At 52.1% G+C, this 14,363-nt stretch carries 13 protein-coding genes; 4 read left to right on the top strand and 9 right to left on the bottom strand.

Going from position 1 to position 14,363, the window contains the following annotated elements:
* The first annotated feature begins 69 nt into the window (after positions 1 to 69).
* On the top strand, positions 70 to 1,290 hold the full coding sequence (locus tag P2G88_RS07670; RefSeq protein WP_275795247.1) for a cyanate transporter: 1,221 nt from the start codon (positions 70 to 72) through the stop codon (positions 1,288 to 1,290).
* A 2-nt stretch (positions 1,291 to 1,292) separates the two neighbouring features.
* On the opposite strand, the gene P2G88_RS07665 is transcribed toward P2G88_RS07670, so the two are convergent.
* The 5 genes from P2G88_RS07665 to acs all read right to left on the bottom strand — a co-directional run bounded on the left by P2G88_RS07665 (position 1,293) and on the right by acs (position 6,139).
* Positions 1,293 to 1,784: a GNAT family N-acetyltransferase gene (locus P2G88_RS07665; protein WP_275795245.1), complete on the bottom strand. Its 492-nt coding sequence runs from the start codon at positions 1,782 to 1,784 to the stop codon at positions 1,293 to 1,295.
* Positions 1,765 to 2,262: a MarR family transcriptional regulator gene (locus tag P2G88_RS07660; protein ID WP_275795244.1), complete on the bottom strand. Its 498-nt coding sequence runs from the start codon at positions 2,260 to 2,262 to the stop codon at positions 1,765 to 1,767. The genes P2G88_RS07665 and P2G88_RS07660 overlap by 20 nt, the downstream gene beginning before the upstream one ends.
* Before the next feature lie 136 nt (positions 2,263 to 2,398).
* Entirely contained in the window at positions 2,399 to 3,397 is a 999-nt protein-coding gene (gene add / locus P2G88_RS07655; RefSeq protein WP_275795243.1) for an adenosine deaminase, read from the bottom strand.
* A gap of 84 nt (positions 3,398 to 3,481) precedes the next feature.
* The gene (locus P2G88_RS07650; RefSeq protein WP_275795242.1) at positions 3,482 to 4,138 is read right to left on the bottom strand and encodes a response regulator transcription factor; all 657 of its coding nucleotides are present in this window, start codon (positions 4,136 to 4,138) and stop codon (positions 3,482 to 3,484) included.
* Positions 4,139 to 4,192: 54 nt separating this feature from the next.
* Complete coding sequence (acs, locus tag P2G88_RS07645; protein ID WP_275795241.1) at positions 4,193 to 6,139, bottom strand: acetate--CoA ligase; 1,947 nt, start codon at positions 6,137 to 6,139, stop codon at positions 4,193 to 4,195.
* A gap of 230 nt (positions 6,140 to 6,369) precedes the next feature.
* On the opposite strand from acs, the gene P2G88_RS07640 reads away from it, so the two are divergent.
* The 3 genes from P2G88_RS07640 (at position 6,370) to cmoB (ending at position 9,304) form a co-directional block, all read left to right on the top strand.
* Entirely contained in the window at positions 6,370 to 7,518 is a 1,149-nt protein-coding gene (locus P2G88_RS07640; RefSeq protein WP_275795240.1) for a DcaP family trimeric outer membrane transporter, read from the top strand.
* 80 nt (positions 7,519 to 7,598) lie between these two features.
* The gene (cmoA, locus tag P2G88_RS07635) at positions 7,599 to 8,333 is read left to right on the top strand and encodes a carboxy-S-adenosyl-L-methionine synthase CmoA (protein WP_275795329.1); all 735 of its coding nucleotides are present in this window, start codon (positions 7,599 to 7,601) and stop codon (positions 8,331 to 8,333) included.
* An 8-nt stretch (positions 8,334 to 8,341) separates the two neighbouring features.
* On the top strand, positions 8,342 to 9,304 hold the full coding sequence (gene cmoB, locus P2G88_RS07630; protein WP_275795239.1) for a tRNA 5-methoxyuridine(34)/uridine 5-oxyacetic acid(34) synthase CmoB: 963 nt from the start codon (positions 8,342 to 8,344) through the stop codon (positions 9,302 to 9,304).
* 13 nt (positions 9,305 to 9,317) lie between these two features.
* Here the strand turns inward: cmoB and P2G88_RS07625 are convergent, their stop codons facing one another.
* From P2G88_RS07625 to carB, 4 genes are all read right to left on the bottom strand, one after another.
* The gene (locus tag P2G88_RS07625; RefSeq protein ID WP_275795238.1) at positions 9,318 to 10,130 is read right to left on the bottom strand and encodes a transporter substrate-binding domain-containing protein; all 813 of its coding nucleotides are present in this window, start codon (positions 10,128 to 10,130) and stop codon (positions 9,318 to 9,320) included.
* A gap of 66 nt (positions 10,131 to 10,196) precedes the next feature.
* A complete protein-coding gene (locus tag P2G88_RS07620) occupies positions 10,197 to 10,559 on the bottom strand; it encodes a hypothetical protein (RefSeq protein ID WP_275795236.1) in 363 nt (120 codons plus the stop codon).
* Positions 10,560 to 10,655: 96 nt separating this feature from the next.
* Complete coding sequence (gene greA / locus P2G88_RS07615; protein WP_275795234.1) at positions 10,656 to 11,132, bottom strand: transcription elongation factor GreA; 477 nt, start codon at positions 11,130 to 11,132, stop codon at positions 10,656 to 10,658.
* Complete coding sequence (gene carB / locus P2G88_RS07610; RefSeq protein ID WP_275795233.1) at positions 11,132 to 14,353, bottom strand: carbamoyl-phosphate synthase large subunit; 3,222 nt, start codon at positions 14,351 to 14,353, stop codon at positions 11,132 to 11,134. The genes greA and carB overlap by 1 nt, the downstream gene beginning before the upstream one ends.
* Positions 14,354 to 14,363 lie beyond the last annotated feature (10 nt).

Raw genomic sequence — 14,363 nt, 5'->3', positions numbered from 1 at the left:
TTTACTTCGCTCATTGTCCGCCGTAAAATTTATTTATCTTCACATAAAGATATTTGATATCTAACCAATATGCTTTCTTCTTCGGCTTCTATGCGCAATGCCTTTTCCCGTTCCCATCTTTTGCTGGGCGTTATTCTTTTGCTGATTGGTTTAAATTTACGTCCGGTGTTGGCATCGGTTGGCCCGCTGCTGGTGGCGATCCAGGCAGATTTAGATATGAGTTTCAGCCAAGCCTCTTTCTTGACCAGTCTGCCGGTACTGGCCATGGGAGGCGCATGCTTTTTTGGATTTCGTCTCGCTGATTATGTGGGGCTAAACCGCGTTATCTCTGCAGCTCTGGTATTGCTTACTGCCGCCATTGGCCTGCGTTTCTGGGTTGATTCCAGCGCCATGCTAATTCTGACAGCACTGCTAGCAGGTTTGGGCATTGCTCTTATTCAGGCGTTAATTCCCGCCTTGATAAAGGCCCGTTTTGCCGACAAGGTGTCGATGATGATGGGCCTGTATGTCACCGCCATTATGGCGGGCGCCACCTTTGCCGCTTATGGCTCTCCCCTTTTGGCCCAAAGCGCGTCCTGGCGGGAAGGTTTGGGACATTGGCTATGGCCGGCCTTGTTGGCATTGCTGTTATGGCTAAGCTGGACGAAGGCTAATCCGAGCGATGAAAACAACCAAAACAAAGGCACAAGGCTGCGCTTTTGGGGCAATAAACGGGCCTGGCATTTAGCCTTGCTGTTTGGTGTAGGCACCGGTGCCTATGTTTGCGTTTTGGCCTGGCTCGCGCCCTATGCCATGGAGCGCGGTTACAGCGACCAACAAGCGGGGTTGTTACTTGCCTATCTGACATTGATGGAAGTGGTTGCCGGACTGCTATTCCCCTATTTGGTTCAGCACAAATCAGACAGACGTCCGATGATGATGTTGCTGTGTCTGTTGCAGGTATTGGGCTTTGCCGGGCTGGCGCTGGCGCCTGAGTTGGGGCTGTTTCTATGGGCAACCTTAATGGGACTGGGCATTGGCGGCATGTTCCCCCTTGCCATGATCCTGACCCTGGATCACCAGCATGATCCTATCGCAGCGGGACGCTTGACGGCATTTGTGCAAGGCATCGGCTATCTGTTGGCTGGTGTGGCCCCCTATTTCGCCGGTGTCATTCGCGATAACTTGCAAGGCTTTGAAGCAGCTTGGCTGTTGCTGGCTTCTGGTGCCGCTTTAATGTTGTTGCACAGCCTGCGCTTTAACCCCAAAGGCTATGCCGAGCATTTCTCCGCCAAGGCGACAGCCCATTAACCCTATGCGCCAATTCCACGATAGCGCATGGCCACATCGCAGCGCTTATAGGCTTTACCAAAGCGCTGCATTATATCCGCACAGTGTTCAAAGCCGTTTTTCTCATAAAGATGAATCGCGGCTTCACAGCGCTCGTTGGTGAGTAAGAACAAACATTCCATGGACATGGACTTGGCTTGCTCGAGCACATAACGCAGTAATTTTTCCCCTACTTTGAGGCTACGCGCTTCAGCCAAGACGCCCATCTTAGTCAACTCATAAGCTCCCTGCCCTTTGTTCATCAGGGCACAGGTTCCTACAATGCCAAGCTGAGGATGACGGGCAAACCAAATACGGCCACCGGGTTCAATCACCTTTCGCTGTGGCTGGCTAAGCATCTCTTGGTCGGCTTGCTCCATCACAAACATGGCTTCAATCCATTGACGGTTTATGCTTTCAAAATAGCGGGCTAATTCAGGGGAAAAGGGTAAAAACTCAATGTCGTGATGCGGCATCATGTATATCCAAAGTCCGTTGTAGTAATGAACGTTGCGTTAAGGCTTTTTCGCATTTTTGCAACGAAACATAGAAATCATTTTCCAACTCCCGGCATAGTTGTACCGCTGCCTGCTGCACTGCCTGCCACATGGGCTGCATACGCAACACTTCTTGCTTGCCTTTATTAGTGAGGGAAATCAGCCGGCGTCTTGAGTCTTGTTCGCAGGTTACCAGCTGCACCAAATCGGCTTGTACTAACTGCCGACAGAATTGACTGATAGCCGGCTGCGTTAATCCCAACCGCTCTGCCGCTTCCACCACAGAGATCGGTTGCTGCTGATGTAACAGTGCCAATAAGGTGAACCATTTAGGCTGAGCGTCGATACCAAAAGCCTGATAAACCTTGGCGGCATCGGCCAGCATACGCTCACTCAGACGTTTAAGCCGACTGCCTAAAGCAAGCTCTCCCAACTCATCCAGAAAATCTTGTGACACAGAATACCCTTACTTTTACATTACCATTTATATTAGCGCTTATATTTGTTGATACAAGTAGTTTGTTGGAGATGTTTTTTGGTGAGATTAATGCCTTGGTATAAGGCCTCTACAGTGAGAGGCCACAAATAGAACGTTAAGCCTGCTTTTGTGCAAACAGTGCTTTTTTCTCAGCCTCCGTTAGGAAAGCCGCCTTCACACCATTTTGCTGCACTTGTTTAAGCTGTGCTTCGCTTAAACCCAGGGTTTCATGGGCAACCTTGTATTCGTTAGCCAAATCGATATTGGATACCGCAGGATCGTCGGTATTCAAGGTCACCAGTAAGCCACGCTCGAGGAAAAGCGGCATCGGATGCTGGCTAAGATCTTTTACCGTGGCGGTTTGATAGTTAGAGGTGGGACATGACTCCACGGCTATCTCATGCTTGGCCATATACTCCATCAACTTGTCATCACGGGCAGCCGCTACCCCATGACCAATGCGCTTGGCGCCGAGCATTTCAATGGCATTCCAGATACTCTGTGGGCCGTCTGCTTCACCGGCATGCACAGTGATCTGCCAGCCGGCATCACGAGCGAGCTTAAAGTGCTCGATAAAAAGCGGCGCCGGATAGCCCAATTCATCACCGGCCAAATCCAAAGCGGTGATTTTATCCTTATGCGCCAATAAGGCATCAAGTTCCTGCTTGCAGGTGGGGACACCAAAGGTGCGGCTTAAAATGCCAATCAGATTGGCCTGCACACCAAATTTGTGGCTGCCATCACGCACACCTTGCACCACGGCTTCCACCACATCGGCCATATTCAGATTGTGATTCATGGCCATGTAGTAAGGTGAAAAGCGCAGCTCTACATAGTCGAGGCCCGATTCAAAGGCATCTTCCATATTTTCCATGGCAACCCGGTAACAGGCTTGGGTATCGGCGAGCACAGATACGCCATAATCGAGTTTTTGTAAAAAGGCCAACAGGTCGCTGGTTTGATCCTGGATTTGGGTTAAGGGCAGCAGGGCTTCGAAGCTGTCTGCAGGTATCTTGATGCCATACTGCTGGGCCAGTTCCCAAATGGTGCGTGGGCGAATGTTGCCATCAAGATGGCGGTGCAAGTCTACAAGAGGGAGTTGGGGATCGATCATCGCATTCCTTCGGCTTATGGGATGGTTCCACTTTAAAGGAAGAGGCTTGAATTGCAACGCTGGAATGCGCTTCCAGCGTTAGAATCAGGGAGCCTGGGCAGCGGGCGGCTCCAATTGCAGCTTTTCAGCCAGAAGCACCGCCTGTATGCGGCTGTAGACATCCAGTTTACGGAAGATAGCCGTCACATGAGCCTTTACCGTGGCTTCGGTAATCCCCAGTTCATAGGCAATTTGCTTATTCAGCAGGCCGTCATGCAACAAAAACAATACCTTGTATTGCTGAGGCGTGAGAGTGGCAACCTTGGCTGCCAGATCGCGGTCTTCGTCATTTAGCTGTTTGAGTTTGTCCTGCATGCCTGACGGCACCCAGCGATCACCAGCTAAAATCGCTTCGATAGCACTGGCAATCGTTTCACTGGAAGAAGATTTAGGAATAAAACCCAAGGCCCCGAAGCCCATAACCTTAGAGACAATGTCTGCACTTTCGCTACCGGAAATTACCGCGACCGGCACCACCGGATAATCTTCCCGCACGCGGATTAGACCATACAGATCACCGGAGCCCGGCATATGCAGATCTAACAGCACCAGGTCCAGATCATCATGTTCTTCAAGCGCTGCCAGGGTGCTTTCCAATGAGGAGGATTGCACCAACTCCAGCGGCGAAAAGTGCTGTGCCAGGGAGCCCGCCAGGGCTTCCCTGAAAAGGGGATGATCATCGGCAATCAGAAACTTTGCCATCGGAGCTCCTGCACCCTGGGAAAAAGGGTATGGCCGCCCGAGGCGGCCTTATGGTTAATCACGATTCAACCGGTTTTCGATAAGGGCTTCGACCACGGCCGGGTCGGCCAGTGTCGAGGTATCCCCCAGGCTGTCATATTCGTTGGCTGCTATCTTACGCAAAATCCGGCGCATGATCTTGCCTGAACGGGTCTTGGGCAAGCCATTGGTCCACTGGATAAAGTCAGGCGTAGCGATAGGACTTAGATCATCCCGCACCCACTGGCGTACTTCCTTGGTCAGTTGTTCCGTCACCTCGGTACCTTCTGTGGGCAGCAGATAAACATAAATACCCTGCCCTTTGATATCGTGGGGGAAACCTACCACCGCTGCTTCGGCCACGGCGGCATGCTCCACCAAGGAACTTTCAATCTCAGCGGTGCCCAGGCGATGACCCGAGACATTAAGAACGTCATCCACGCGACCGGTGATCCAGTAGTAACCGTCTTCATCACGACGGGCACCATCACCAGTGAAATACAAATTTTCGTAGGTGCTGAAATAGGTTTGCTCGAAGCGATCATGATCGCCCCATACAGTGCGCGCTTGGCCTGGCCAGGAGTCGGTGATCACCAGATTACCTTCGGCTGCTCCTTCCAGGAATTTGCCGTCGTTGTCCACCAAGGCCGGTTTAACCCCGAAGAAAGGCCGGGTGGCTGAGCCGGGTTTAAGGTCAGTGGCACCGGGAAGTGGCGTGATCATGATGCCGCCAGTTTCGGTCTGCCACCAGGTATCGACGATGGGACAATGACCGTTGCCGATTTTTTCATGGTACCAATCCCAGGCTTCGGGGTTGATGGGCTCTCCAACACTGCCAAGCAGACGCAGTGTTTCGCGGGTGCTGCCCTGAGCCGGCTTATCACCCTTGGCCATCAAGGCACGAATGGCGGTTGGTGCGGTATACAGAATATTGACCTTATGCTTGTCCACCACCTGTCCCATGCGATTGACATCGGGGTAAGTGGGCACACCTTCAAACATCAGAGTTACGGCACCATTGGCCAAAGGCCCGTACACGATATAGCTGTGACCGGTGATCCAGCCCACATCGGCGGCACACCAGTAGATATCACCAGGCTGATAATCGAATACAAACAGATGGGTCATGGCCGCGTAAACCAGATATCCACCGGTGGTATGCATCACGCCTTTGGGTTTCCCGGTAGAACCGGAGGTATAAAGAATAAACAGCGGATCTTCGGCCTTCATTTCTTCTGGCTCACAGGTCGCCGGGCAGTCAGCAACCAGGGTGGCCCAGTCGTGATCGCGACCGGACTGCATCGGAGTGTCTTTATCCAGATGCTTGAACACGATCACATCTTTAATGCAGTTGGTGCTGGGTCTTTCCAGGGCTTTATCCACATTGGCCTTAAGCGCAACCGCATTACCGCCACGACGACCGAAATTAGCGGTGATCACCAGTTTGGCGCCACAATCCTCAATACGATCGGCGATGGCATTGGGGGAGAAACCGCCGAAAATTACTGAATGCACAGCGCCGATGCGGGCACAAGCAAGCATGGCATAGGTAGCTTCAGGCACCATCGGCATATAGATAATGACCCTGTCGCCCTTGCCAACGCCCAGTTTCTTCATGCTGTTTGCCAGCCTGCATACCTCATCATGCAGTTCCTGGTAACTGATATGCTTGTCCCACTCCGGGCTGTCACCTTCCCAGATAATGGCCGTAGCCCCCGGATTGGCCTTCACATGACGATCGATACAGTTAACGCTGGCATTCAAAGTACCATCAGCAAACCACTTTATGTCCACCGCACCTTTGGCAAAGCTGGTTTGTTTGACATGTTTAAAAGGTTTGATCCAGTCGAGTCGCTTAGCCTGCTCAGCCCAAAACCCCTCAGGATCTTCCACCGACCACTTGTACAGCCTTTGATATTCGGCATTGTCGGCATGGGTGGGCCGCTTTGGATAGGACGATACGGGATGAATGGCATGTTGCATGATGAAATCTCCTGAAGTTTTGTCCCATGGTATGTCGGGGCGCTCGCTACAGTATTAGACCATAGTCGTAAATGCGCTTATTAACATCATCATAACGCTATTAACATCAAAGCTAACACGTTGTTTCCTATGTTTTTTTGTGCTCGCTCAAAGAAGAGGTAGACCAAGGTCGAATTGTTAGCGAAAGGTTAACAGCCAACAGTAGGGTATCCCTGAAACGAGGAACCCACATGAAAACGCAAAAAACAGCCCTCTCGCTCGCCCTGCTTGGTGCCTTTGGCATCGCTCACGCCGATGTGCTGGACAGCACAAAAGTCCAATTTGGCGGTTATATCAAACTGGATGCCATGGCCAGCCAATATTCAGATGGCAGCCTGTCCTCCGGCAACATCGGCCGGGATTTTTACATTCCCGGTCTGACCCCGGTTGGTGGTGCAGATGAAGGGACTACCTTCGATATGCATGCGCGCCAGACGCGCTTTAGTTTTGCCAGTCAAACGGCCCTGGCCAACGGCAAAGAACTAAAAAGCAAAATTGAACTCGATTTTATGGCCACGCCAAATGGCGATGAGCGCGTCTCCAACTCTTACAGTCCACGCATGCGCATCGCCACTATCGAATACGATGGCTGGCTGTTCGGCCAAACCTGGACCACTTTTCAGGACGTCGCCGTATTACCCGAATCGCTGGACTTTATCGGTACCACCGATGGCACCATCTTCGTGCGTCAAGCCATGGTCCGCTATACCTATGGTGGTTTCTCTGTGGCTTTGGAAAACCCCGAAACCACAGTCACGCCTTATGGAGGCGGTGGACGCATTGTTACCGACGATAACTCGGTACCGGATTTAGTGCTTCGCTATACCCACAAGGCATCCTGGGGTCATGTCTCTGGCGCCGCCTTGGTACGTCAGCTGGCCTATGACGACGGAAGCAGCATAGATACAACTGAGACTGCGGCCGCCTTTAGCCTCTCAGCCAAGATTAACCTGGGCAAAGACGATCTGCGCCTGATGTATAACGCGGGCTCTGGCATGGGCCGTTACCTGGGTATCAATACCGCCAATGGTGCGGTGCTCAATGCCAGCGGTGAGCTTGAATCCATCGACTCGAGCGGCGGCTCCATTGCTTATCGTCACGTTTGGAACGAACAATGGCGCAGTACCCTGAGCTATGCGTTTTTCAGCGCCGATAACGATGTGGCATTGACCGGTAGTGGCGTCACCAAAGACACCCAGAGTATGCGCGTGAACGCGATTTTCTCGCCCACCCCTGAGCTGAGTTTCGGCCTGGAGTATTCTCACGCCGAACGTGAAATTGAATCGGGCCTCGACGGCGATATGGACAGGCTGCAATTCTCGGCCAAGTACAGCTTCTGATTTGGGCCGCTTAAGCGGCCTTTCTCCCCTGCTGCGCTTGGGCTACAATGCCAACCTTTTCAGCAGCCGGTCACCCCATCATGCAATCAGGTAAAGACGCGATCTACTCTGCCCCCAAAACGCAGGTCAGCGATTTTCGCTTTGACGAAACGGTGGCGGAAGTCTTCCCTGATATGATCCAGCGCTCGGTGCCTGGCTATGCCACTATTGTGGATGCCATCGGTCAGATGGCCGGCCGTTATGCCAACGCCAATTCTAACCTCTATGACCTCGGCTGCTCTCTGGGCGCAGTCAGCCTGGCCATGAGCCGTTATGTACAGGCTCCTGGCTGCAAAATCATGGCAGTGGACAACTCCCATGCCATGGTGGAGCGCTGTCGTCGCCATCTGCAAGCCTTCAAATCAGAGGTGCCCATTGAAGTGATCTGCGACGACTTGCAGAATCAACCCATCGAAAATGCCTCGATGGTAGTGATGAACTTTACCCTGCAATTCATTGAACCAGACCGGCGCGCTGATATTTTAAAGAAGATTTATTCTGGTTTAAATCCAGGCGGGGTGTTGGTGCTTTCCGAAAAACTACGCCATCCTACCGAAGCGGGCAATGAGCTACTTATCGAATTGCATCATGAATTCAAGCGTCGTAACGGTTACAGCGAGCTGGAAATCAGTCAAAAGCGGACAGCTCTGGAAAATGTAATGCGCACCGATAGCTTTGACACCCATGAAGCCAGGCTAAAAGAAGCAGGATTCTCGGACACATTACTGTGGTTTAAATGTTTTAATTTTGCCTCAATGGTCGCCTTCAAAGCTTAGGATGACAGATGCAGGCATTTAGTGATTTTTATAAGAAGATTATCGATTCTCCTTTGGCATCCTGGCTGGAAGTACTGCCGGCACAATTGGCTGACTGGCAACGCCAAAACAAGAATGATTTAGATAAATGGCAAAAGCTGTTGGCGAAACTACCTGCCACCGTTTTGTCCGAGGTGGATATTCAGTCCGGCGTGACAATTGGCAGCGCTGCCGATATCGACGACTATACATCCAAGCAAATTATTGGTTTATTGCAGCAGTTTAAACCCTGGCGCAAAGGGCCATTTCATCTGCACGGCATTCATATCGATACCGAATGGCGTTCAGACTGGAAATGGGACAGGGTCTTGCCCCATCTAAGCCCATTAGCCGGCCGAAAGGTGCTGGATGTGGGTTGCGGCAGCGGTTATCACCTATGGCGCATGGCCGGTGAAGGCGCCCAACTCGCCGTCGGTGTTGACCCCTACCCGCTGTTTTTAATGCAGTTTTTGGCCATCAAACATTTTCTGCCAGAGCCTGATGTGCATATGTTGCCATTGGGGGTGGAACAGCTGCCCGAGCTAGGTGCTTTTGATACGGTATTCTCCATGGGAGTGCTATATCACCGGCGCAGTCCGCTGGATTTCTTATTCCAGCTTAAAAGCTTGTTACGTCCCGGCGGTGAGCTGGTGTTGGAAACCCTGGTAGTGGAAGGTAATGAACACACCGCTCTGGTGCCTGGCGAGCGCTATGCGCAGATGCGCAATGTATGGTTCATTCCCAGTACAGCGGCACTGGAAGTGTGGCTGCAAAAAGCCGGCTTTAAAGATATTCGCACCGTGGACAAAAACGTCACTACGTTGGATGAGCAGCGCAGCACCGAATGGATGAATACCCATTCTCTGGCCGATTTTCTGGATCCGGCGGATCGCAGCAAAACCATTGAGGGCTATCCAGCGCCCGAGCGCGCAGTAGTGATTGCTACACGCTGATAACACAGACCACTCAGGGCTGTGAATCGCCCTGATCTACCGTAAACTGCTCCTGCCAGGCCAGAAACTGTTGCTGCGAGAAACCATGCTGCTTAAACTTTTGCGGCGTACCTGGCTGACGGGCGGTTACCGCCAGCCCTTCATTCAGGCGTTTAAGTAGCAAGTTCGCTTCCAGATCTTTCTTAAGACCAATTACATGCACAAAGGTGGAGTAAATGGGCTGCCCCACAGGTCGCAAGCAATTGACCGTAGTGTTCGACATCTGGAACATACAGAAATAATTTACAAATTGATCGCCGTTAATCATGTAGTGAATGCGACCGCTTTCAAGCATACCAAACAGCATGCTACGGTTTGTGGTGCCATAGATATGCTTGAAACCCAGCTTTTTGGCATATTCCTGCTGAACTGAGCCTTCGGATACCCCTACGACTGCCGAATTCAAGTCAATTTCCTCAATCCGCAAAACAGGATTGGATGGCAGGGTGAACAGCGACGAACTCTCAGGCGCCAGAGGCACACTAAAGGCAGCCCATTGGGCACGTTCCTCACTCCACAATGCACCGAATACCAGCTTGGACTTGCCATTGTGCAACCTGGTCATAGCACCATCCCAGGAGACTTCCTCAGCCTTTAGGGGGATGCCGGATAACTTTGCTGCTTCGACGACCAATTCCCACGATAATCCATAAGCCATTGAGGATTGACAATGACGCTCATGATCATCGAACACATCGATAATAACCGGAGATAACGTCTGCCCCGAAGCGGCTGGCAGGAGGAGGAGAAAAAGCAGTGTCAGGCGATACAGCATAATGGCGCACACCAAATAACCTTCGATAAATCTACGCCAAGGATGACAATAATACCAATTAGCGCCACATTCTATTTTCTACGCGCTGATTTGCTCTCTGGAGTAGACCAGTTCAATGTCTCTGCCATCGGGATCCTGAAGCACCGTATAGGCCATATCTTCGCCAAAAAACTGGATATTTTCGCTGATTTCCTGGATATGTTGCACGATATGGGCATAGTCATGTCGATTAGAATCCAGCTCAAAACCCAACCGAATATTACTAGGTGACTCTCCCGAAATGCAGGCATGGAACTCCAGCACCAAACCATGCAATTTAGTCGAGTAGTGAGGTGGATGTCCCTCCTGCTGTCCTGCTTCAAGCAACATCCCCAATTGCGCATAAAAATGGCGCACATCTTCGAGGTGGCGACTTTTGATAACCAACAGGTAGGGCTTCATGATGACCTGGCGTTAGTTGTTGTTTTCTCAAGTCTAGTCCAAACACCTCCCATAAAAAACGGGCCTAAGCCCGTTTCTTATTCAAAGCCATCAAGCTTAGATATATTCCACACCCACAATCTCAAACTCTACCGAGCCCGAGGGGGTTTGGATATTAACAATATCATCCTGTGATTTGCCAATCAGGCCACGAGCAATGGGTGAATTCACAGAGATCAGGTTACTCTTGATATCCGCTTCATCATCGCCAACGATGCGGTAAGTGATTTCCTTGTCGGACTCCATATTCAGCAACGTCACCGTAGCACCGAAGATCACCTTGCCATTATTGGCCATCTTGGTGACATCGATAATCTGTGCATTGGACAGCTTGGCTTCAATGTCCTGAATACGGCCTTCACAAAATCCCTGCTGTTCGCGGGCAGCGTGATATTCGGCGTTCTCTTTAAGATCGCCGTGTTCGCGGGCCTCCGCAATAGCCTGGATGATTTGTGGGCGCTTCACGCTTTTTAGTTCATTCAGCTCATTACGCAGCATTTCTGCGCCTTTGGCTGTCATGGGGATCAACTGCATTAACGAATCACTCTCTGGTGTAGTTCCTGAACCGAGTTTACTCTGGCTCTGTCATCGGCCTCCTGCGCATTCACCGTGGCGAAGGCCCCATTCATAGTGGTGGTGTATGCTACCTTATTCAAGAGTGCTTCGCGACGAATGTATACCGAGTCGTTAATGGCCTGGCGTCCTTCTGTGGTATTGATGATGTAGCAATACTCTTTGTTCTTGATAGCATCGACAATATTAGGACGCCCCTCGGCAAGCTTGTTAACCACCGCACACTCCAACCCGGCATCGGTAATCATCTTAGCAGTACCGCGGGTAGCTTCCAGCTTAAAGCCTTTGGCCAGCATGGCTTTGGCCAGGGCCACGACTTTGGCCTTGTCATTCTCACGCACAGACAACAACGCTTTACCGCGTTTGGGCAGTGGTGCGCTGGCGCCGAGGTTAGCTTTGGCATAGGCTTCTTCGAAGCTTTCACCCACCCCCATCACCTCACCGGTAGAGCGCATTTCGGGGCCAAGCAGCGGATCCACACCCTGGAACTTGGCAAAGGGGATCACCACTTCTTTGACCGAGTAATAAGGTGGAATGATTTCCTTGGTCACGCCTTGCTGGGCCAGGGTTTGCCCGACCATGGTGCGAGCGGCCACTTTTGCCAGCGGTACACCGGTAGCCTTGGACACAAAAGGAACAGTACGGGCTGCGCGGGGGTTTACCTCTATCAGGTAGACTTCGCCGTCCTTGACCGCAAACTGGGTATTCATCAGACCCACAACACCAAGTTCCAGGGCCATGGCTTTTACCTGATCGCGCATCTTATCCTGGATTTCTTTGGACAAGGAGTAAGGCGGTAGCGAACACGCAGAGTCGCCAGAGTGCACGCCGGCTTGCTCTATATGCTCCATAATGCCGCCAATCAGCACCTCACTGCCATCACAGATGGCGTCGATATCTACTTCGATGGCATCATCAAGGAAACGGTCCAGCAGCACCGGCGAGTCATTGGAAACTTTCACCGCCTCATTGAGATAGCGCTTGAGATCGTTCAGGTCGTAGACGATCTCCATGGCGCGGCCGCCCAGCACATAAGAGGGGCGCACCACCAGCGGGAAGCCGATGCGTTCGGCCTGTTTCAGCGCCTGGTCAATATTGGAGACGGTAGCATTAGCAGGCTGCTTCAGATTGAGCTTGTGCACCATTTGCAGGAAGCGCTCGCGATCTTCGGCGCGGTCGATGGCGTCCGGGCTGGTACCGATAATAGGTACACCGTTGGCTTCCAGCGCGCGGGCCAGTTTCAGCGGCGTCTGGCCACCGTACTGGACAATCACGCCTTTTGGCTTTTCCACACGCACGATTTCCAACACATCTTCCAGGGTGACCGGCTCGAAGTAGAGGCGATCTGAGGTGTCATAGTCGGTGGACACGGTTTCCGGGTTACAGTTAACCATAATGGTTTCGTAACCGTCTTCACGCATGGCTAATGCCGCGTGTACACAGCAGTAGTCAAACTCGATGCCCTGACCGATACGGTTGGGCCCCCCCCCAAGTACCATAATCTTGTCGCGGTTGCTGGGGTTGGCTTCGCACTCTTCGTCATAAGTGGAGTACATGTAGGCAGTGCTGGTGGCAAACTCGGCCGCACAGGTATCCACGCGCTTGTAAACGGGACTAATACCCATCTTGTGCCGGGTCTGGCGCACATCCGACTCTGCCACATTAGTCAAAGCGGCCAGGCGCGCATCGGAGAAACCTTTGCGCTTAAGGGTGCGCATTAAGGTCGCGTCGATTTTCGACAGACCTAATCCGGCTACTTGCTGTTCCAGCTTGACCAGTTCTTCAATCTGCACCAGGAACCAGGGATCGATATTGGTCAGTTCAAAGATGTCAGATACCGACATGCCAAAACGCATGGCATCGGCGATATACCACAAACGCTCGGCACCGGCTTCACGCAGTTCGCGAACAATCTTGGTACGGGCTTCCGGGTCATTTAAATCGACAATAGGATCGAAACCGTTGGCGCCAAGCTCCAGGCCACGCATTGCCTTTTGCAGCGATTCCTGCTGGTTACGACCGATAGCCATGACCTCACCCACCGATTTCATCTGGGTGGTCAAACGGTCATTGGCGCCGGGGAACTTTTCAAAGTTAAAACGTGGGATCTTGGTAACCACATAGTCGATGGACGGCTCGAAAGACGCCGGGGTCAAACCACCGGTAATATCGTTGGCCAGTTCATCCAGGGTGTAACCCACGGCCAACTTGGCCGCCACTTTGGCAATGGGGAAGCCGGTGGCTTTGGAAGCCAACGCCGATGAACGGGATACCCGCGGGTTCATCTCGATAATTACCATGCGGCCTGTCTGTGGATCCACACCAAACTGTACATTGGAGCCGCCGGTTTCTACGCCGATTTCACGCAGCACCGCCATGGCGGCATTACGCATAATCTGGAATTCTTTGTCAGTCAGGGTCTGGGCCGGGGCCACTGTGATAGAGTCACCGGTATGGATACCCATAGGATCGAAGTTTTCGATGGTACATACGATAATGCAGTTATCGTTCTTATCGCGCACCACTTCCATTTCGTACTCTTTCCAGCCGATCAGGCTTTCGTCGATCAGCAACTCATTGGTCGGCGACAAATCCAAACCACGACGACAAATTTCGTCAAACTCATCGATGTTGTAAGCAATGCCGCCACCGGTGCCGCCCATGGTGAAGGACGGACGGATAATGCAGGGGAAGCCGATGCGGGTCAGCACATCGTGAGCTTGTTCGATAGTATGTGCAATCTCAGCACGAGGGCACTCCAGGCCGATGGACTTCATGGCCTGATCGAAGCGCTCACGATCTTCGGCTTTGTCGATAGCATCGGCGGTGGCGCCAATCATCTCAACGCCAAACTCGGCCAGCACGCCGTGTTTCTCCAGATCCAGGGCACAGTTCAGGGCGGTCTGCCCACCCATGGTTGGCAGCACCGCATCCGGGCGTTCCTTTTCGATAATCTTGCGCACGACTTCCCAGTGGATAGGCTCGATATAAGTAGCATCAGCCATTTCAGGGTCAGTCATAATGGTGGCCGGGTTGGAATTCACCAGGATTACCCGGAACCCTTCCTCACGCAGGGCTTTACAGGCCTGAGCGCCGGAATAGTCAAATTCACAAGCCTGGCCGATAACAATGGGGCCAGCGCCTAAAATCAGAATACTTTTTATGTCGGTACGTTTTGGCATGGTCTTCCCC

This window comes from Aliiglaciecola sp. CAU 1673 (assembly GCF_029223185.1).
GTDB lineage: Bacteria > Pseudomonadota > Gammaproteobacteria > Enterobacterales > Alteromonadaceae > Bowmanella.
This window is presented reverse-complemented; position numbering and strand designations above follow the sequence as displayed.

Coding starts and splice junctions, on each gene's coding strand:
- P2G88_RS07670 (WP_275795247.1), top strand. CDS start 70: ATGCTTTCTTCTTCGGCTTCTATGCGCAATGCCTTTTCCCGTTCCCAT.
- carB (WP_275795233.1), bottom strand. CDS start 14,353: ATGCCAAAACGTACCGACATAAAAAGTATTCTGATTTTAGGCGCTGGC.
- cmoB (WP_275795239.1), top strand. CDS start 8,342: ATGCAGGCATTTAGTGATTTTTATAAGAAGATTATCGATTCTCCTTTG.
- P2G88_RS07665 (WP_275795245.1), bottom strand. CDS start 1,784: ATGCCGCATCACGACATTGAGTTTTTACCCTTTTCCCCTGAATTAGCC.
- greA (WP_275795234.1), bottom strand. CDS start 11,132: ATGCAGTTGATCCCCATGACAGCCAAAGGCGCAGAAATGCTGCGTAAT.
- P2G88_RS07650 (WP_275795242.1), bottom strand. CDS start 4,138: ATGGCAAAGTTTCTGATTGCCGATGATCATCCCCTTTTCAGGGAAGCC.
- P2G88_RS07640 (WP_275795240.1), top strand. CDS start 6,370: ATGAAAACGCAAAAAACAGCCCTCTCGCTCGCCCTGCTTGGTGCCTTT.
- cmoA (WP_275795329.1), top strand. CDS start 7,599: ATGCAATCAGGTAAAGACGCGATCTACTCTGCCCCCAAAACGCAGGTC.
- add (WP_275795243.1), bottom strand. CDS start 3,397: ATGATCGATCCCCAACTCCCTCTTGTAGACTTGCACCGCCATCTTGAT.
- P2G88_RS07620 (WP_275795236.1), bottom strand. CDS start 10,559: ATGAAGCCCTACCTGTTGGTTATCAAAAGTCGCCACCTCGAAGATGTG.
- acs (WP_275795241.1), bottom strand. CDS start 6,139: ATGCAACATGCCATTCATCCCGTATCGTCCTATCCAAAGCGGCCCACC.